General features: G+C 41.9%; 15 protein-coding genes. 11 read left to right on the forward strand and 4 right to left on the reverse strand.

Annotated elements, in window-relative coordinates:
* The first annotated feature begins 245 nt into the window (after positions 1-245).
* Entirely contained in the window at positions 246-2309 is a 2064-nt protein-coding gene (locus CDG77_RS19195) for a VWA domain-containing protein (RefSeq protein ID WP_094330934.1), read from the forward strand.
* A 53-nt stretch (positions 2310-2362) separates the two neighbouring features.
* On the opposite strand, the gene CDG77_RS19200 is transcribed toward CDG77_RS19195, so the two are convergent.
* Positions 2363-4807: a VIT domain-containing protein gene (locus CDG77_RS19200; protein WP_094330935.1), complete on the reverse strand. Its 2445-nt coding sequence runs from the start codon at positions 4805-4807 to the stop codon at positions 2363-2365.
* Between the two features lie 212 nt (positions 4808-5019).
* Here CDG77_RS19200 and CDG77_RS19205 point away from each other — a divergent pair, with 212 nt between their 5' ends.
* The 5 genes from CDG77_RS19205 (at position 5020) to CDG77_RS19225 (ending at position 8544) form a co-directional block, all read left to right on the forward strand.
* The gene (locus CDG77_RS19205) at positions 5020-5553 is read left to right on the forward strand and encodes a hypothetical protein (RefSeq protein ID WP_094330936.1); all 534 of its coding nucleotides are present in this window, start codon (positions 5020-5022) and stop codon (positions 5551-5553) included.
* A gap of 11 nt (positions 5554-5564) precedes the next feature.
* Complete coding sequence (locus CDG77_RS19210) at positions 5565-6005, forward strand: hypothetical protein (protein WP_190234007.1); 441 nt, start codon at positions 5565-5567, stop codon at positions 6003-6005.
* Positions 6006-6016: 11 nt separating this feature from the next.
* A complete protein-coding gene (locus CDG77_RS19215; protein WP_094330937.1) occupies positions 6017-6466 on the forward strand; it encodes an HNH endonuclease in 450 nt (149 codons plus the stop codon).
* A 148-nt stretch (positions 6467-6614) separates the two neighbouring features.
* On the forward strand, positions 6615-6821 hold the full coding sequence (locus CDG77_RS19220; protein WP_094330938.1) for a hypothetical protein: 207 nt from the start codon (positions 6615-6617) through the stop codon (positions 6819-6821).
* A gap of 202 nt (positions 6822-7023) precedes the next feature.
* Positions 7024-8544: an NB-ARC domain-containing protein gene (locus CDG77_RS19225; RefSeq protein WP_094330939.1), complete on the forward strand. Its 1521-nt coding sequence runs from the start codon at positions 7024-7026 to the stop codon at positions 8542-8544.
* A gap of 331 nt (positions 8545-8875) precedes the next feature.
* On the opposite strand, the gene CDG77_RS19235 is transcribed toward CDG77_RS19225, so the two are convergent.
* From CDG77_RS19235 to aroA, 3 genes are all read right to left on the reverse strand, one after another.
* Positions 8876-10453: an alkaline phosphatase D family protein gene (locus CDG77_RS19235; protein WP_094330941.1), complete on the reverse strand. Its 1578-nt coding sequence runs from the start codon at positions 10451-10453 to the stop codon at positions 8876-8878.
* A 225-nt stretch (positions 10454-10678) separates the two neighbouring features.
* The gene (locus tag CDG77_RS19240) at positions 10679-11230 is read right to left on the reverse strand and encodes a PEP-CTERM sorting domain-containing protein (protein ID WP_223269879.1); all 552 of its coding nucleotides are present in this window, start codon (positions 11228-11230) and stop codon (positions 10679-10681) included.
* Between the two features lie 382 nt (positions 11231-11612).
* Positions 11613-12893: a 3-phosphoshikimate 1-carboxyvinyltransferase gene (gene aroA / locus CDG77_RS19245; protein ID WP_094330943.1), complete on the reverse strand. Its 1281-nt coding sequence runs from the start codon at positions 12891-12893 to the stop codon at positions 11613-11615.
* Between the two features lie 230 nt (positions 12894-13123).
* Here aroA and CDG77_RS19250 point away from each other — a divergent pair, with 230 nt between their 5' ends.
* The 5 genes from CDG77_RS19250 to CDG77_RS19270 all read left to right on the forward strand — a co-directional run bounded on the left by CDG77_RS19250 (position 13124) and on the right by CDG77_RS19270 (position 20435).
* Positions 13124-13891 (forward strand): DUF928 domain-containing protein, encoded by a 768-nt coding sequence (locus CDG77_RS19250; protein WP_094330944.1) that lies wholly within the window; start codon positions 13124-13126, stop codon positions 13889-13891.
* Positions 13892-13942: 51 nt separating this feature from the next.
* Entirely contained in the window at positions 13943-16165 is a 2223-nt protein-coding gene (locus CDG77_RS19255) for a CHASE2 domain-containing protein (protein WP_094330945.1), read from the forward strand.
* Positions 16166-16451: 286 nt separating this feature from the next.
* On the forward strand, positions 16452-16757 hold the full coding sequence (locus tag CDG77_RS19260) for a hypothetical protein (protein ID WP_094330946.1): 306 nt from the start codon (positions 16452-16454) through the stop codon (positions 16755-16757).
* A gap of 562 nt (positions 16758-17319) precedes the next feature.
* Entirely contained in the window at positions 17320-17898 is a 579-nt protein-coding gene (locus CDG77_RS19265) for a tetratricopeptide repeat protein (protein ID WP_094330947.1), read from the forward strand.
* 254 nt (positions 17899-18152) lie between these two features.
* The gene (locus CDG77_RS19270; RefSeq protein WP_094330948.1) at positions 18153-20435 is read left to right on the forward strand and encodes an EAL domain-containing protein; all 2283 of its coding nucleotides are present in this window, start codon (positions 18153-18155) and stop codon (positions 20433-20435) included.
* Positions 20436-20566 lie beyond the last annotated feature (131 nt).

The following is a 20566-nucleotide window of genomic DNA, read 5'->3' on the forward strand; positions in this document are numbered from 1 at the left end:
TGAGTTCGGGTTAAGATATTGTATTTTTGTAACTCCCAATATTCCTTAAATGCTAGACAGGAATGTTTAGTATTGTATCCGCTACAGTTACCAAAACTGCAACAGTCATGAGATCCGAGGCTGTTCAAGACTATTCTGGGTAAGTGGAAACTTCAAATGTTAGCAACCCCGTCTGAAGAGACAGGGCTTCCACACATACCAAAAGGTTTTGAACTGATACACAAATTTAGTGTGAGGATTTAGCCATGTCTTACCCGATTCCGTCCAAAATGTGGCAACGAGTCAGTATTGTAACACTGTTATTATTAATACCGTCAGTAGGAATTGCTGTTTTACGTCAGTCTGCTACAGTTGCGGTTCCAGGCAATCAGACTCTTCTCAGTTCTACTCCAACAACCTCCATTTTACCCAATCACCCTGACTACAAAGCACTCCAGGCATTGGTACAAAAGTATAGTTGTGTCGTCTCCGTTCAAAACTTTGGTACTGTTCCGATAACCCGGACTGAGTTTGCCACAGTCTTGAATGCCTGTATGAATCGGAGCAATGAGCTAATAGCGACTGACCCCAAGATAGTGACCGAAGCGGATATGAAAACTCTGCAACGGTTGCAGTCCGAATTCGCACCAGAGTTAGCAACCCTAAGAAGTCAGATAGATGAATTGCAAGATTCTACTCCGACTCAGGCTCCCAGAGAACGTACTCAAGCCGAGTCTACCCGAAAGACTCAACCCTTACCTACGGCTCCATCCCTTAGTATTCCGTCTGGTTCATCTGTGCAGAATCAAGTTGTTGACCGTGCATATACCCCTAAAATCCGACAAGCTGGTGGAACTAGTGGAAGGATTGCCCCTGAGCCACAAACCGATCGCAGATTCAATACGGAGAACTACAACCCGATTGAGGATAATCCCTTCCATCGCGTTGGTAATGACCCTCTTTCCACCTTTTCCATTGATGTAGATACAGCATCCTACAGCAACATGCGACGATTTATTACTCAAGGGCAATTACCACCCAAGGATGCAGTGCGAATTGAAGAACTTATTAACTATTTTACCTATAATTATCCCCAACCAAAAGGTCAACGCCCTTTTTCTGTCACCACTGAAGTTGCTGCTGCTCCCTGGAATCCTCAACACAAGCTGGTACAGGTGGGTTTGCAAGGTAAACGCCTAGAGAGTGAAACCTTACCACCCAGTAATCTAGTATTTCTGATTGATGTCTCCGGTTCTATGAATGACCCCAACAAATTGCCGTTGGTGCAACAGTCACTGAAATTGCTGGTAAATAAACTGCGTCCTGAAGATCGGGTAAGTTTAGTAGTCTATGCTGGGAATGCTGGAGTGGTGTTACCTGCTACACCTGGTAGTCAGAAATCCAAAATTCTGGCAGCGATTGACCGCTTGGAGGCTGGAGGCTCAACTGCTGGGGGTCAGGGCATTGAACTAGCTTACAAGATAGCTAAACAAAACTTCCTCAAGTCTGGTAATAATAGAGTAATTTTAGCTACCGATGGAGATTTTAATGTCGGGGTTTCCAGCGATGGCGAACTGACGCGATTAATTGAACAGAAGCGAGAACAGGGAATTTTCCTGACGGTGTTGGGATTTGGCACTGGTAATTATAAGGACGGGAAAATGGAACAGTTGGCTGATAAGGGTAACGGCAATTACGCTTACATCGATACCCTATTGGAAGCCAAAAAGGTTTTAGTTAACGATTTGAGGGGAACTCTATTTACCATTGCCAAAGATGTGAAAATTCAGGTGGAGTTTAATCCGGCGAAAGTTCAGGCATATCGCTTGATTGGCTACGAAAACCGCCTGCTGCAAAACCAGGATTTCAATGACGATAAGAAAGATGCAGGAGATATTGGGGCTGGTCATTCTGTGACAGCGCTTTATGAAATAATTCCTACTGGGACGAAGAGTGATGTGAAACTACCGGAGGTAGACCCGTTGCGGTATCAGCGTTCTGGTGAAACTGCGCTTGATGCTGCTGGCAATGAGTTGATGCAGGTGAAACTACGCTATAAATTGCCCCAGGATAGCACCAGTCAATTAATTACCCAAACCATTCAAGATGATGATTTGAGAAGCGACCAGATACCCTCTACAAACCTGAGATTTGCTGCTGCGGTGGCTACTTTTGGGATGGTGCTGCGTGACTCTGAGTATAAGGGGAATGCTAACTATGATTTGGTGATGAAATTGGCTACTCAGGCGAAGGGAGAAGACCAAGAGGGCTATCGGGATGAGTTTATTCGCTTGGTGGAACAATCTAGGGGGTTGATTACGAGGAAATAATTTTAAAGAGCGATCGCCAACAGTATACCGCAGGCGATCGCTTAAAGGAGCTATTACGGTTGAATTCGAAGTGTTAACACCACCGTACTAGTGAGAGTCTGGGAGGGTAGCCAAGTTAAAAGCGATCGCTTAACTAATTCAATCACAGTCTGTTCCTTCAAGGATGAAGCCTGTTCATCCAGCAGCAACTGTCTCACCCGTCCCTGGTTCAGTTGGAATTCAAACACCAAATCACCACCGAAACCTCTAGGGAGTTGAATTGCTTGCAAGTATTGAGTCAGCAGAGAAATCATCTGCTGATTCAATCCCGTCACGCTCACAACCTGTAAATGAGGGACAGAGGATTCTTTTTTCCGTAAGGCTTTTAAATCTTCCAATTGTGGCATTGAGCTTTCGGAAACTGATAACAGGCTATCAAGATTACTAAAATCATCAGCATATCCAAGTTCAATTTCTGACAATGACTCCATCTCTTCAAACCGTTGCATTGGTTTTGCTGGCGCAGACATTGGGGATGGTGGTGGTAATACAGACATTGGAGATGGTGCAGATTGTTTCTTTGATTCCTGGCGACTCCTTGCCATTCCACCCCTAGGAGCCGCACCAAAAGAAACGTTACTAAAAATACCCTCATGGCTGATAGCTTCAGGTATTTCCACAGGTACTTGCACAGATATAAAATCCTGGTTGGGATTGACTCTGATATCATCACTGACGGCAACAAAAGCGGTATATTGCGATAACAGTTGATAAGTCAGAGCCGTATCTGTCACCGCTTCTACACCTCCCTTTGTGTCGCCACTAACCATTTGATTCATTAAATCCTTGATGCGGGAACGTCCCCAAATTTGAGCAATCGCAGGATTACCTGTTTGGGGAAAATCCAGATGAAAACTCTGCTGATAACGCCTACCACCCGCAGCAATGCCAGTAACGTGCAACTTTCCAGAATGCGCGTCTGGTTTGCGTCCAAATAGCACTAACGGCTGCTCTGCAAATAAATCTGGTGGTGTCGAGGGATACATGATTGGAGATTCACCATCACCTTCCCATTGCAATTGAATATTGGCGAGGACTGGATTATTGATTTGGCGGAAGAATTTTTCTACCACTTCATCTACAGGTTCATCGTGGCGAATAATCCGAGCAATACCCCGTCCTAATTCTGCAATCCGATTGAGTAAGAACCGATTCACCGAACTACCTGCACCAAAGCTATGGAGGCGGGTTCCTGGCTGGAGACGCTGTTTAACTTCTGCTAAAATTTGGTTTTCGTTGCCGATATAGCCATCAGTTAGCAAAACAATATTTCGTAAGCGTCCCGGATTTGTGGCTTTTAAATTTAAGACGGTGCGAATACCACCTAACATCTCTGTTCCGCCACCAGCATTTAACCGATTGATATAGTTGATTGCTAATAAACGATTTTGGGAAGTATTAGGAAGAGGAACGGGTGAAAGTTGCTGTGTGGTATCGGAAAAATCAATAATGCTAAAGGTGTCATCGGGATTGAGTTCATTGATAAAACGACGCATCAATTCCTGACATTGCATCAGTGGTTCGCCACTTTGAGAACCGGAGGAGTCGATGAGAAACACCATATCTTTGGCGACAATCTCATCAGGACGATATTCAAAGGCGGGAATCAGGTATAGTGCAAAGTGTCCACCCCGTTCATCGGCTTGAGTCAGCGTAGTTGTTTGGATGTTATTACTGCTAACTTGGTAGCGTAAAATTAGGTCTTTGTTGGGTATTGTGTCTCCACCACCTAACTTGGCATTCACTAACTGTCCTTCACGGATGATTTGGATTTGGTGAGAGGGTGAATTAATATCTTGAATTTCAACGCCAGCATTAATTTCTATAGTGACATTAATATCATGACGCGATCGCATTCCTCCTGGCAAAATGGGAGCGTTTAAACGGGAAGCATCTGGAACTAAATCGGTATCTTGATTTAAAGTCATGGGTGCAATGGCTGAACCACCCCCGACAGCATTTTCTTCGATGGTGATTCCGGGAATGTAACGGGGGCCAACAACCATTGGGAAAACAAATTCATAATTTCCCCCCTCAAATTTTAGGCTGTCGCTGTAGCGAATAATCACATCGATTTGTTCGCCTGGTTTGATGTTTGCCAGAGATTGGGTGAAGATATTGTCTCGTTCTTGTTCGAGAAGTCCGGCTGTCTGTCCTTGTTTTCTGGCTTGTTCGTAGATGGCTAAAGCTTCTTGACGTTTTTTGATGCTGCCTTGAATTGTGCGATCGCCTATACGAATCAGCATATCATCAACGGCGGCTTCATCGGGTAAGGGGAAGATATAAAGGGCTTCTAGGGTTGTGGTAAAGGGATTTTCAAAGCTTTGGGTAACTTCCACACGTGAGATGTTGCCGGCAATTTTGGCTTTTACTTCGGTGTGTTTGAGGGGAAAAGCAATCTGTTGGCTAGAGTTTTGCAGATATAAGCCACTGGTTTGTTGTTCTAGGGTTTGAGTCATAATATTTACCTGACGCTTTTGTTTGCTGTCTCTAGCGTAGGTGTGTTTTTCTGAGAGATATGCTCAGTTTTATGCTCACTTGATGCTCAGTAGTAGGTTCACTTGTAAATAATGATTTTCGGTAAAATTGCCAGTCTAGTTACTGTATACGTGTTTTATACTAATAAAAAGTAACCTAAATTACATTAACCATACCTTATAAATTTATAACAGTGAATAAGTCACAGGCTATTAAGCTACTTGAAGGTGAAGGATGGACAACAGCAGATGCTAAACGTGCATTAGAAAAAATTGACTTTAATATTAATCCTGACGAAATTACTATTCGTAGAGCTATTTCACATTTTGCTGGTTCTGAATTAATCAATCGTCAGCGTCTTCAAGCTGCTCAGAAAGGTTTGGTAACGAAGAAAACAAACGAGCTTGAGCGGAAAGAAAAAGAATATGCTGCGAAAATTGATCGGCTTATAAATTCTCAAAGAGAGGAAAAGGATAAACGCGAAGCTGAAATTCAAAACTTATACGGCAAAAGTAATCTTGTAGAAGATAGGCTCAAAGCTATAACCTCTCAAAATAAAGATTTGATAGTTGTAAATGAGCAACTAATGAAAGACAATAAAACCTTAAAAAATTTAATTGATGAAATCAGACTGAAATTAGCTATAAATACCAAGAAAATTATCCAGTATGAAGACAGCGAAATTCGGAAAGCAGTCATTCACTTATTTAAATCTACACTAGGTTAAAAAACAAGTCTATGACTGAGCATAAAACTAAAAAAACAATCTTCAATGGTATGAGCTACCGCGATACTCAACGTGTTAACTCAAAAAATAGAACCAAACTGAAGCAAGAAGATATACACTTGCTAAAAACAGAAGGTTACAAGAATGTTGGATGGAACAACGTTATCAGCCTCTATCATAAAATAAAGGATTTTTTAGATAAATATCAATTCGATGATTTGACACTTGAAGAATTATTTTTAGAAGCAGACCGAATTGGAAATAAATATCTTACTGCTCAAGAAACACAAGAAAGTAATCAGAGGTTAGCTAAAGAAGTGAATGAAATTGCAGAAGAGATCGATAAGCAGTTTCCTGATACAGAAATAGAATTTATTGATTTTAGTAATAAAACAAAAAAGACATATAGGAAGCAAAATAATCAAAAGTCATACAGAACTGTCAAATATTAGAGGAAAGTCCAATGAACCTTGAAGAAAAAGAACTAAATGAATTATTTAAAATTGCAGATAAAATTGGCAGCAAGCGTTATCATAAACTAACTCATCAAGATTTTGAAAATTATAGAAAATTCGATTACTGGCGATATGTTAATGGTGATTATGAGTGCGGTACAACACAAGAAAGTAAAACTTGGGTGAGAGATAATTCAGACTATTACTGTCCAATTTGTGGGGACAAGTATTCTGAAAAGGGTGGTAAAACAATAGATCATAAGCTTCCTAGATCCCAGTATCCCTGGTTATCAATGGAATTCAAGAATTTTTGGGTAATTTGTCTGATGTGTAACCAACAAAAGGGCGAGATGCATTGGTATGAGTATGAGCATTATATATTTGTTCGCTATCCTAATTTTTATATTGGTGTAAAAGTTGCACGTCCTAGTCACTTGCTTCAGTCTCTCAAAGAGTAAAAAACCTCGGCTGATTTCGTTGAATAAATAATTGCTACTTGTTATGTACCTGCGAAAAAGCATCAGCCAATCCAATATGGAATTTATGCTTTTTTTGTAGCTACAATTGGGTTATTATAATTATTTAAAATAATTTAGGAGTTTAAATATGAATGCTCACAAGATAGAAATTGTGTTAACTGAAGATGGAACTCTGACGCTACAGGGTTTACCTTTTCATGCAGGGAATGCTGTGGAAGTGATTATTCTGGAAGCAAAAACTCCAGATAACCAAGTATCCCTAGAATCTCAATCAGATACAAATCTTTATCCTTTGCACGATACACAGCCTTACCGTTATGAAAATCCATTTTAATAAAAATAAGAATACTATGCTAAAGCAAAATATTTGAAAAAATAAAATAAAATGAAATTAAATTATATTAAAGAAAAATTATTTGCCGCTCCAATATCGGATTTATACTTCTTTGTAGGTACAATTGGTTTATTAGAATTGTTTGAAACTCATTCCCAGATACCTTACTTATCTCATAAGTCGGAATCTAAACCATAGATGTATGTCAAACTCGCTGAAAGCATCAACAGCAGGACTAGCAATTGTAGACAAATCCCGTCAACGTTTAGGTTGGACAAAAACTAGCACGGCGCGTTGGTGGCAAGATGCCCATACCTCTAAAGCTACTTTACGCCGATTTTGGCAAGGCGATCGCATTCAGCGAGAAATCTTCATCGCTATCTGTCAAGCTGTTGGTATTGTCAACTGGGAAGCGATCGCAGAACTACCCAACGCAGACTTAGAATCTATTGCAGATATCACTACGCCTTACTTAGACTACAATGAAGCACCTGATATCGAAAGCTTCTATGGACGAAATCAGGAATTGGCGCAGTTAGAAGAATGGATAACTAGCCAAAACTGTAAATTAATCACCATTAACGGTATTGCTGGTATTGGCAAAACCACCCTAGCACTAGCTTTAGTAGACCGCATTCAGTCAAAATTTGATTGTTTAATTTGGAAGTCTCTGCAAACTTCCCCATCTCTCATTTCCCTGCTGAATAGCTTGCTAAACTCCTTTGAGCAAAGCGTTGTGCAGAATATTCAACAAGGTACGGCACAGCTTATACAGCAGTTACAAAAACGTCGCTGTCTGTTGGTATTGGATGGATTAGAGGCTATTTTCTCACAGTCAGAGAACCTCAGCTATAGTCAGTTTATCCAACAACTAAGTCGAGAACGGCATCAAAGTTGTATTCTGATTAGCAGCCGCGAACAGATAAACACTGGTGAAATTAATAGCAAAACATTTCGCTGTTTAAATCTCAAAGGATTGCAAAAAACAGAGGCTGTAGAATTATTACAATCAAGGGGATTGACAGGCAAAGAACTGGGGTTATCAGTTTTAATTCAACTTTATCGCGGTAATCCCTTGGCGCTGAAACTGGTAACACCATTGATTCAGTCTGTATTTGCTGGGAATGTTGCTGCTTTTTTGAGTCAGCATACTCTAATTGTAGGCGATCGCTTGCGTGTAATTCTCAAACAGCAATTTGAGCAACTTTCCGGCTTAGAGCAAGATATTCTCTACTGGTTGGCTATTTGGCAGGAACCTGTCTCATTCTCTCGATTGCAAACCCATTTGCTGATATCTGTCGATCCAGCGATGGTTTTAGAGGGCATTGTAGCGTTAGAAAGGCGATCGCTTTTAGAAAAATGGATCGGCAATTATGAAGCCTCATTTACATTGCAACCCCTGATAATGAAAGTGGTTACAGATGAATTGGTAGAACATACTGCTCAAGAGATTCATCGAGTTGTGCAGAGTCATGATATTCGTCATTTTCAAATATTGCGAACCCATTGGTTGCTACGACCGGGTACTGACGATATTGCAGGCGATCGCATTTTAACTCAACTTTGGAAAAAGCTCTGGCAGTTGTATGGTGCAACTCTTCCACAAATGCTTAATCAGATTCTGTTGTTATTAAAGGATCAATCTCCTTTGGCAATGGGTTACATCGGCGGTAATTTAGCCATCCTTTCAGGAATAGACTCGTTAGAGACTTCCAAAGAATAAATTTTCCGCAATGGCGGCTGTAAGTGCGATCGCTTGCGTGTGATTCTCAAACAGCAATTTGAGCCACTTGGGGTAACAGATGAATTAGTGAAACATACTGCTCAAGAGATTTATAGCGTTTCCCAGTCTGGTGAGATACAAGAACCCCACCCCCAACCCCCTCCCCGCAAGCGAGGAGGGGGCTATGATGTAACTCATGTGATTAAGAAACGCTATATCAAGTTGTGCAGAATAATGATATTCGCCATTTTCAGATAGAAATAGACAAACACTAATGATTTATCTATTTCTATCTGTGATTTTCTAGTGTCGATACCTGGGAATTAAACGATTAGGCTGGTTGTATTTCTGGATTACCATCTGTAACTACAAATGAAGCCTTTTTGCTAATGGTGCCAAATGGAGTTTCCACCTCTGACATCACAAGATAATCTGTCTTCCAGGTTGTGGGAGTCACAGCACAGCGAACATATCCCCGTCTATTGTTGTAAAATTTAACCTGTGGGTTCTCTGATATGTAATTGGGGATAGTGTCTGAGCCATTTCCTCCAGAGGTTATTGAGGTACAGACGAATTCACTGCCCACCGTAGCAGATTCTGGGTTATTAAAGTCAGCCTTTAAATTTATTGCCCAGTTGGAATGGACATCGCCTGATAATACTACTGGATTAGATGGTTTGCGCTGTTCTAAGAAACGCATGAGGCGATCGCGCGAAGCCACATAACCATCCCACTTATCCATACTATAGGTTGCGCCTGGCCCTTCAGTTCTGTCTATCTGAGCAACTATAACTTGTTGAGCTAAAACGTTCCACTTAGCCTGTGATTTATCTAAGCCATTATATAGCCAATCCTCCTGTGCTTTACCAGTAATGGTTCCATTCGGATCTTCTCCACAAGGACGTGCTTTAGTACCATCACCACATGGCTGATCGGTGCGATATTGGCGGGTATCTAAGACATGGAAGGTGGCTAAGTTACCAAAGGAGAGCCGACGGTAAAGTTGCATATCGGGGCCAACAGGACGCGAGAAGGGGCGCAGTGGCATGTGTTCGTAGTAAGCCTGATAAGCAACAGCCCGCCGTTGGAGGAAGATTGCCGGATCTCGATCTGGTTCAGTATCAATTTCTGAAATATCGTTGGCGTAGTTGTTTTCTACTTCGTGGTCATCCCAGGTAACAATCCAAGGAAATGCTGCATGGGCTGCTTGCAGATTGGTATCAGTTTTATAAAGGGCGTGACGATTGCGGTAATCTTCTAAAGTGAGAATTTCTGAACTATTGTGTTGTCTGGGACTAGTGGTTGAGACTCCGCCTTCATAGATGTAATCGCCAACATGCACTACTAAATCGAGGTCGTCCTGTGCTAGATATTTGTAGGCGGTAAAGAATCCCTGCTGATAGTTTTGGCAAGAAACAAGGGCAAAGTTCAATTTGTTCAAATAGCTATTTGCTAAAGGTGCTGTACGAGTGCGACCAATAGGGCTAGCATCTTGACCAACAAGAAAGCGATACCAGTACAAAGTATTAGATTGCAATCCTTCTACTACAACTCGCACTGAGTGAGCTAATTCTGGGGTTGCAAGTACTGTACCTCTAGAGACAATGCGCCTCATATCAGGATCGGTTGCTACTTCCCAGCGAATTGGTACATTCACAGGTGGCATTCCACCTCCCTCTAAGGGTTCGGGAGCGAGACGAGTCCAAATCACTACGCTGCTAGAATCGGGATCGCCCGATGCGACACCTAAAGTAAAAGGATAATTAGAAAATCTAGTTTTGGCGATCGCTGTTTGATGAGAAAATTGGTTAGCGATCGCTAAACCAGACAATGCTCCAGCACCGATAATTAAGTTGCGTCGTTTTATTCGACTATGCAGGAAGCGCTCAAAATTCCGATAATCTACCATTTTTCTCTCCTGAGTAACAGGTAAGTTAAAGCACAGCAACAGCTAACACAAAGAAGGCAAGGTAATCGTAGGCAAAATTAGTAATTAATTTCCTTACCACAATCAGGTTTTAATTCCTAACTTTTCTCTTGGTATCAATGTGTTAGATGTCATGTTTATACAGAAAAGTCTACTAAGAATAGATTAATTCTTGGCAAAGAAAGCGTTAATATCAACTTAACTAAGTTAGACTTCAACCTTTTTGATTGATGCTACTTTTCGCTTCATCATCAAGCCCAAACCACAAGCAAAGAGAGCGCCAACTAAAGGCGTAGATTCAGGTACTTGTCTATATGAAACACTACCTGAGATGGGTACAACATCTGAAGAAGTTCCAGAGAAAACTGTAAAATCTTCACCGACGATTTCGTAACTTAGAGAACTGCCAGAATTAGATTTATCGTTGAAGAGATAATCTAATGCAAAAGATGTTTGTCCTGTTAAAGATGTGGTTTGAAATACAACAGGGAAGTCTGGATAGTTGTTGTCATCTTGTTCTGTGTAGACGGTAGAATCACCGTCAAATTGGAAAGAGAGTGACTTAATCGTAGCTTCGGGGGTATAATCGTTACTCAAAGTTGAGTCATCAAAGCTAAAAAAGCCATTCCCCTTAGTTGCAGAACTATCAACTGTGAAAGCGTAATTAATAATTGCAGCAGATACAGATTGTGCATCTACAATAGCAAAACCTAAAGTTAGACTAGCAGCAGCAAGCGCTAATTTTGAACCTATTTTCATCTCAATTTCCCTCACAATAAACTTTTGTAAGCAATGCACACTCAAAGTTATAGAAATAGTTTGTGCCTAACTCCCTTATTTCCCCAACAAGGATTTATCCCTGATTAGAACAGTGATATAAATCAATGATTTCTCCATTTTTAATAAAGAGAAATAAGCCTCCAAATAATTGGATGCACCTTATATTAAAATCGTGAGTTTAAGCAGACTTTAATTAGAGGTAAAATAACATTAAATTAATGATGCCTCCGGCACGCCAAAGGCGAACGCGGCTATACAAACAAAACCTACTTCCGTGGGTTTCAAATTCTTAGAGTCCGCGCAGGCGGACTTCGTTTGTGTAGCCGCGATTTCTAATGGCCTGGTATATTTGCTCAATCTCTTATTCTTCTAACATTTTGAAGAATCGAGTAAAGTAATCTGGAAAGGTTTTCGCTGTACAGCCAGGATCTTTAATAACAATTCCTGGAACCTTCAAACCAGTGACAGCAAAAGCCATTGCCATGCGATGATCGTGATAGGTTTCAATCTCTGCCGGGGTAATAGGGCCAGGCTCAATTTTTAGTCTATCGGGAAATTCTTCAACCTGAACCCCTAGCCGACGTAACTCTGTTACAACTGCTCGAATTCGGTCGGTTTCCTTATATCGAATATGTTCCACATTACGAATAGTAATCGGTGAACTGGCAAAGGGCGCGATCGCAGCTAATGTTTGCACCAAATCTGATATATCATTCATATCAATGTCGATGCCTTGCAATTGCTTCGGCCCCGTCACTTCGGTGTAATCATCCGAATCTTTAATCTCACAACCCATCTGTTCTAAGACATTCAGCCAGAGAATATCACCCTGACAAGATTGTTTCGTCAAATGTTTGACGCGCACCCGTCCACCTGTAACGGCGGCGGCGGCAAAAAAGTAAGAAGCATTTGACGCATCGGGTTCTACTGTGTAATTTCTGCCTTGGTAACGTTGACCCGCTTTAATTTGAAATTGATTATCGCCGATTTGATTCACCTCAACGCCAAAATCTGCCATCAAACGGCAGGTCATCTTAACGTAAGATTGAGAAACTAACGTTCCTTCAACTTCAATACTCGTATCTTGTTGAGCGTAAGGCGCAATCATCAGCAATGCCGAAAGTTGCTGACTTGTTTGGTTCGCTTTCAAACTAAAATTTCCGCCAGCGAATCCTTGACTATAGACGGTATAGGGCATAAACCCAGAGTTTCCCTCAAAGTTAACGGTTGCTCCCCCCGTTTGCAGCACCGTCAACATGTCACCCATTGGTCGTTCTCGCATCCGGGGAACGCCATCTAGACGATATTCACCGTTACCCAGTGCTACCAGCGCCGAAATAAACCGTGCTGCTGTGCCTGCCAAACCCACAAATAAATCTGCCTGTTTAGCGGGAATGTCGCCTCCTCTTCCCGCCACTTGGATTACTGCCTGATGAGGATTCAAAGTAATGGGAATGCCCAATTGCTCTACGCATTTGACAAAATATTCGCTGTCTTCACTAAATAAGGCATTTTCTAAAATGGAGTCACCTTGTGCCAAAGCAGCCACAAGCAACGCCCGATTAGTAAGACTTTTAGAACCAGGAATTTCTACCGTGGCATCCACTGGCCGATTTAGAGCAGGAATTGCAATGGTATCCACGTTAAACCTCTACGTAGGCGGTTAGCTACAACTTTATATATTGCCATATTGTGACCAAAAGGGGCAAAGGAAGATGAGGGGAGCAGGGGGAAAGAGGTAATTTTTAATTGTCCCCCATGCTCAATTCCCAATTCCCCATACCCAATAGTTCTTGAGTGCAAAATCTAATTCTGCTTTTGGGAATACTTGATTTATTCACCTGACTAATCTAGAACCCAGGCATTATCAATATGAAGTGGATTCAACCATCCCTATATTTTTTAGCCTTTTCCTTACCTTTAGGTTTGCTTTCTGCTTTAACAGCACAGGTACAAGCTCAATCGTATCCCAACAAAACTTGGCAAATTAGTCAAACATTTAAGCCCCCACAACGGGGAAAACCTCCTGCAAGTGCTGGTGGTTCTACTCGCGGCGGCTCTTGCTTAATAGGAAAAAAATTAATAACTTCCTTAATACCTCCAGATAAATTAGGGCTGACATTTGCTCAACGTCCAACATTTTTCTGGTATGTGCCTCCATCTCAAGTTAAAACAGCTAAGTTTGTGCTGCTAGCTGAAGACCAAGACATATTTTATGAAACATCTTTTACACTTCCCGATAAACCCGGAATTATTAGCTTCAAACTTCCTGAGAGTTCCCCTGCACTTACTGTAGGTAAAACTTATCATTGGTATCTAACAGTTGTTTGTAATGCTCAAGACTCCAGTGGAAATCCGACTGTAGATGGTTGGGTGGAACGCACTCAACCAGGAGCATCCTTATCGGAGGCTTTAGCAAAGGCAAATTTGTACAAATTGCCCACCATCTATGCAGAAGCTGGGATTTGGCATGAAGCGCTGACTAGTTTGGTGCAGCTACGCCAGACTGAGCCGAATAATTTTAAAGCGAGGCTGGATTGGAGACAATTTTTCAAGTCTGTAGGTTTGAGTGCGATCGCATCAGAACCATTGCTCGATTGTTGCACATCTAGAAGAGAAAGGCATGGGTCATTGAGATGAGGAAAAATTTCCAACCCCTAACTCTTAACTCCTAACTCCTCACTAAATCTTATGTGGGCAAAGCTGAAACCGCAAATCTGGCAATGGCGTGGTGTTTTACTTGCTGTTCCCAATATTACAGCCCTGATAATTGCAATCCGCTTTACTGGATTACTGCAATTGTTGGAATTGGCAGCACTCGATCAATTTTTTCTCCTTCGTCCACGAGAGGCGGCTGATACCCGCATCGTTATCGTTGAGATTAATGAGGCAGATATCCGCAAGCAGGGACAATGGCCTATTCCTGATGGAAAACTTGCCAGTTTGCTAGAGAAAATCAAACAGCAAAAACCCAGAGCCATTGGTTTAGATATTTATCGTGATTTACCTGTCAATCCCGGTCATCAAGCTTTACTTAAAGTTTTTAATTCTACTCCCAATTTGATTGGAGTACAAAAAATTTCTGATACTGTTGATAGTTCTGCGGTTGATTCATCTCCAGAATTGAAGAAACTTAATCAAATTGGATCGAATGATTTACCTATAGATGGGGATGGCAAAATTCGGCGAGCATTATTGTACGTAAATTTAAATAATGGCGATGTTCTCGAAAGCTTTGCTCTAAAACTAGCATTGTTGTACTTGAAACCTGAAGGTATTACTGCCAAACCAGCAACAACTAACTCTAATTTTTTGCAGTTAAATCGGGGTATTTTCCCGATTTTTGAACCTAATGATGGGGGTTATGTCCGAGCAGATGCGGGGAGTTATCAAGTGCTGTTGAACTATCGAGGACGGATACAGCAGTTTACTAAAGTCTCTCTCTCCCAAGTGCAAGAGAACCTCATTCCACCAGACTTAATGCGAGACAAGGTGGTATTAATTGGTGCTACCGCCGAGAGTTTAAAGGATTTATTCTATACGCCTTACAGCAGTAATGTCTTGACTGAGCCGGAACGGATGGCGGGTGTGACAATTCACGCTAATTTAATTAGTCAAGTTTTAAGTACAGCAATGGAAGGTCGCCCGTTGCTCAAGTGTTTACCCGATCCGGTAGAATGGCTATCAATTTTAATTTGGTCAATTATTGGTGCTAGTTTGTGTTGGCTGCAACGCCACAGTAGCAACCAGAAAACTCTCATGGCTGTTAGCATTTTTATCGCGGGTGGCGGTTTAATTGGTGGTAGTTTTTTGGCATTTTTGGCTGGTTGGTGGATTCCTGTTGTTCCTTCATTGATGGCATTTGCAGGTTCTGCGATCGCACTTACTCAGTATATTGCTCAAAGTGCTACCGAGATGCGAAAAACCCTCGGCCGCTATTTAACTGATGAAATTGTCGCCAATATCCTCGAAACTCCTTCTGGGTTAAAGCTAGGGGGAGAACGCCGAAAAGTTACGGTTCTCGTGTCTGATTTAAGAGGATTCTCGGCTATTTCTGAACAATTGCCCCCGGAAGAAGTAGTCAAAATTTTGAATCTTTATCTGGGAACAATGACAGATGTAATTAACCAGTATAAAGGCACGATTAATGAGTTTATGGGTGATGGCATTTTTGTGATATTTGGTGCGCCAATTAGTCGCATAGATGATTCTCAAAGAGCGATCGCCTGTGCTATTGCCATGCAATTGGCAATGCAACAAGTAAACGAACAAAATCGGCAAATGAATTTTCCAATTCTCGAAATGGGAATTGGGATGAATACGGGTGAAGTTGTGGCTGGAAATGTTGGTTCTCAAAAACGCGCTCAATATACAGTTATTGGCAGCCATGTTAATTTGGCTGCCCGAATTGAGTCTTATACCGTGGGAGGACAGATTTTAATTTCCGAAAATACCTGTAAAGATGCCAATATTGACCTCCAAATTGCTGGACAAATAAGAATAGAACCGAAAGGAATTAAATATCCTGTGACAATTTGTGAAATTCGTGGCATTGGCGGAAAATATAATTTATTCTTGCCTCAAGATGATGAAAAAATAGTCATTCTCCCTCAAGAAGTACCTGTGGAATATACCATTTTGCAGGGAAAACATGCAGTGGGAACAGTATTTATCGGAGCATTGATTAGCCTCTCAGAAAAAGGGGCGCAATTGCGATCGCCACATTCTTTAGAACTCTTGAGTAATCTCAAACTCAAGCTATTGATTGAAACAGAACTAGCTACAGAAGAAGAACATATCTATGCCAAGACGATCCAACAGTCTAAAGTTGACGAGCATCTTTTCTTGCTTCGGTTTACAGCTGTTCCCCCAAAAGCGATCGCAATTCTCAATGCACTGCGTCAGCTGGGGTGAGATTAAGGCATCAATCTTGAAATGGTAACAAAGGGAGGTGGATGTAAATAGAGTAAACCGAAAAATTAGGTAGTCTAGTTTTTTCTAAAACAGTAACAATTGTTGCTGATAGAACCAGGCGATCGCGGTAAGATTTTGGACTTAAGCCCGATATAACTCCAATAACTCATAATTTTCAACGAATAATTAATAATTCGTAAGTTCTGCTATGAAGCAACTCACTTGAGTTCTGGAGTTAAAAATATGATTTCTTCTAAAACTGAGATTCAATTACATCCAAGAACAAATGACAAACGGAAACAAATTTCAAAGATTAGTCGAACTTGCAAATGATTATGGAATTATTTGCGAACCAACACCAGAAGAATGTTTGATTGCAACCTTGCCTGGAGACGATGATTTCTTATTAGCTTTTACTTGGTCTGGTACTGTTGAGGGAGAACCGCCAGAGCATGAATTAATTGCAATTAGCGTACAAGATATAGTCAAAGAAGTTACCGTTGCAGCTTGGCAAATTCCTTTTTATTTATTCGGAAACGTTTTAAGACAAGCTCAAATGCTTGTCGCTGCCCACAAAGATTTTGTTAGCTAAGAGACAAGCCATAGCTAAAAACTGCTATCCCTGTCAACTATCTGTGGCAGGGATTTTTATTTCAACCACTGCTTTAAAGATTTATAAAATATTATCTGTTGAAAGAAAAATAAGAAAGAATTAATCCCTTCTTTTATTAATTATATAGAACGATACATAGCAGTTAGCCCACCGTAAACAAAGTTAAAGTATTCTAAGATTTTTAACTATTTGTAATTAACTCAAACTTTATATACTCAAAATTATACATCTCAATGATAGGACTTAAGGGCAAGTAGATAACTGTATGCGTATGTGACTTAAGCGCCGATCGTAGCAGTTTGGGATAAGGGACTTCCAAATAAAAAAATATCCAATTAACTCCTGTGGGGTGGGCATCTCGCCCGCCCAGTCTATATGGCGGGCAAGATGCCCACCCCACAATATTGGATAATTTATTTCTTGGAGTTCCCTAAGCACAATTTATAACACTGCAAACCCCTTTCAGAGAAGAATATTCCTCTCTTGCCTCCAGCCTGAAGAAGCTAGCAGCCTACTTACTATTATTGGGGAAGCTATAACCATGACCAGGCATAACCGCGGAGTACTTTTTCTGCAAGCTTTAGGACAGAGAAAATGGCTTCTGGAAGAAAAACATCCTTCTATCGTCGCCAGCCTAAAGGAGCTAGCAAGACTCTACTATTATCAAGGACGTTATGACCAAGCCGAAGAATTGTTAGTGGAAGCTTTAGAACAGAAAAAACGGCTGCTGAAAAAAAAACATCCTTTTGTCACCACCAGGCGAAACAACCTAGCAGTCTACTATTCTCAAGGACGCTATGACCAGGAGGAAGAGTTGTTAGTGGAAGCTTTAGGAGAGAAAAAACGGCTACTAGGAGAAGAACATCCTTCTATCGTCGCCAGCCCGAACAACATAGTATACCATTCTCAAGGATGCTCTGACCAGGAGGAAGAGTTGTTAGTGGAAGCTTTAGGAGAGAAAAAACGGCTGCTAGGAGAAGAACATCCTTCTATCGTCACCAACCTGAACAACCTAGCGTCACTTTATGATTTTCAAAAACGCTACGACGAAGCCGAGCGGCTGTATCTGCAAGCTTTAGCAGTGTTTAAACACCTGCTGGAGACTTATCCAGAATGTTAATTTAGTCTGAAGTTCCCGAATTGCAAAGATAGAGAAAACTTCTAATCCATGCAGGGGACTAGTCAAGCGGTATAGTCAGGTTCAGCCCCAATACTTCTCGGTTAAGCATTTTTAATTCGGAATCGGGTTTTGGGAAAAGGTTACTGGGTTTAGGGTAAAAGTTTTTTCTTGCCACTTTCCCCTTCACCTTTTCCCCTTAACCGAGCAGTATTAGGTTTAGCCCTCTCTCTTCATACTTTTTTTGGGCAAAGATATTGGCTTATAAACATTGGCTAAGTAGTTGGCTCAAAGCCATCACGGCTTTAAGAACACTGTACACAGATATTGCGTTGAGAGAGTTGATACTAAAGGCACTTACTCTCTTCAGTTCTGCACGACTGGCGGCAGCCAACCGAAAACTGAAGCGGGAAATTAGCGATGTCTACGACGAACTTCTCTACGAGACGCTACGCGATCGCTTGCTCAAGCAGGAAGAAATTGCGATCGAACAAAGCGAGATTCGCTACCGTGCCATTGTAGAAGATCAGACTGAAATGATTGCCCGATATTTACCAGACGGCAGACTCACGTTTTTCAACAAAGCTTTTGCGCTTTATTTTGGGCGATCGCCAGATGAACTGCTCGGCAGCCACGATCGGCCGATTATCTTGGAGGCAGATCGGGAGCGAGTTGCTGAATTTGTAGCTTTAATTAGTGCTGATAATCCCGTTGTGATTATTGAGAATCGCGTGGTTGTGGCAGGTGAGGTGCGTTGGACTAAGTGGCATAACCGAATGATATTTGACGAGCAAGGATGCTTTCTGGAATTTCAATCGGTGGGATACGATATCACAGAATTCAAGCAAATTGAAGAAACACTTTTTCAAGAAAAAGAATTAGCCCAGGTGACGTTGCAATCGATCGGAGATGCAGTTCTTACCACAGATGGGTTTGGCAGGATTAAATACCTCAATCCGGTTGCAAAATCTCTGCTTGGATGTAGTGAAACATCCGCAGAAGGGTTGCCGTTAGAAGAAGTCTTTGGAATTGTCCATGAAGCGACACGGGAGACAGTTAAGAACCCAATTGAGCAAGCATTAAAGGAAAATCAAACCGTGAGTTTAGCAAACCATACCGTCTTAATTAATCAGAACAATCAAGAAATTGCGATTCAAGATTCAGCCGCGCCCATTCGCAATCGTCAGGGAGAAGTGATTGGCGCGGTTATGGTGTTTCGGGACGTGACTCAGAACCGCTTGCTTTCGCGTCAGCTATCCTGGCAGGCAAGTCATGATGCCTTAACCGGATTGGTGAATCGCCAGGAGTTTGAGCAGCAAATTGAACAAGCATTGCATCTTGCCAAATTTGACTACCAGATTCATGCGCTGTGCTATTTGGATCTCGATCACTTCAAAATTGTAAATGATACCTGTGGCCATCTGGCTGGAGACGAATTACTGCGTCAAATTACTATCCTATTGCAGGAGAAGATTCGGAAAACTGACACACTGGCACGGTTAGGGGGCGATGAATTTGGCCTATTGCTCAGTCAGTGTCTGCCGGAGCAAGCTTTACGAGTTGCCAACGATCTGCTTGAATGTATTCAAGAGTTCCGGTTTGTTTGGCAAGAGCATGTATTCTCAATTGGAGTAAGTATCGGCTTAGTGGGTATTGACGCGAATAGCGAGAGCCTTGCAGAGATTATCAAGACGGCTGACGCAGCTTGCTATACCGCGAAGAACCGGGGGCGCAATCGCGTGTACTTTGCTCAGACTGACGATCGGGAGCGACTGCAACAGCGCGGGGAGATGGAGTGGGCTAACTGCATTTCTCATGCCTTGGAAAGTGATTGGTTTTGTCTCTATGTTCAACCCATTGCCTCTACCACTCCGGTGGCTGAAAACGGCGACTATTATGAAGTGCTGCTGCGGCTCCACGATGAGCAGGGAAATTTAGTGCTGCCGATGACGTTTATTCCAGCAGCAGAACGTTACCACTTGATGCACCTGATCGATCGATGGGTAATTCGGACTCTGTTCAGTAATTGGACAAGGATTGTTGGCGATAAACAAAGCATCTATGCGATTAACCTTTCTGGCTCTAGCATCAACGACGATCGGTTTATTGACTTTCTGTATGAGCAGTTTACCCTACACTCCATCTCACCCCAGTGCATTTGCTTTGAAATTACCGAGACTGTGGCGATCGCCAACTTGAGCAAAGCCAGACAGTTCATTCAGTCACTTCAACAGATGGGCTGTCGCTTTGCGTTAGACGATTTTGGGGTGGGGATGTCGTCGTTTGCTTATCTCAAGTCTCTGCCTGTAGATTACCTCAAAATTGACGGGAGCTTTATTCGTAACATGATCGAGAATCCTGTGGATAATGCGATCGTGACAGCAATCACACACATTAGCAATGTGATGGGTATTAAGACGATTGCTGAGTTTGTAGAAAATGACGCAATTTTAGAGCGAATTACGGCACTAGGAATTGATTACGCACAGGGATATGGCATTGGAATGCCTCGCCCATTGGGGTCAATACTTGTCGGTTAAGGGGAAAAGGGGAAGGTGGGGCCCCTTCTGGGGATAAGGGGCGAGGGGAAAGAAAAAACCTTTAATATCATGTCCGCTTGATTACTTACTAAACCTATGATTTCCACAGTCATTGCACCCCACCCCCAGCC

It is taken from the genome of Nostoc sp. 'Peltigera membranacea cyanobiont' 213 (genome assembly GCF_002245975.1).
Classification (GTDB): domain Bacteria; phylum Cyanobacteriota; class Cyanobacteriia; order Cyanobacteriales; family Nostocaceae; genus Nostoc.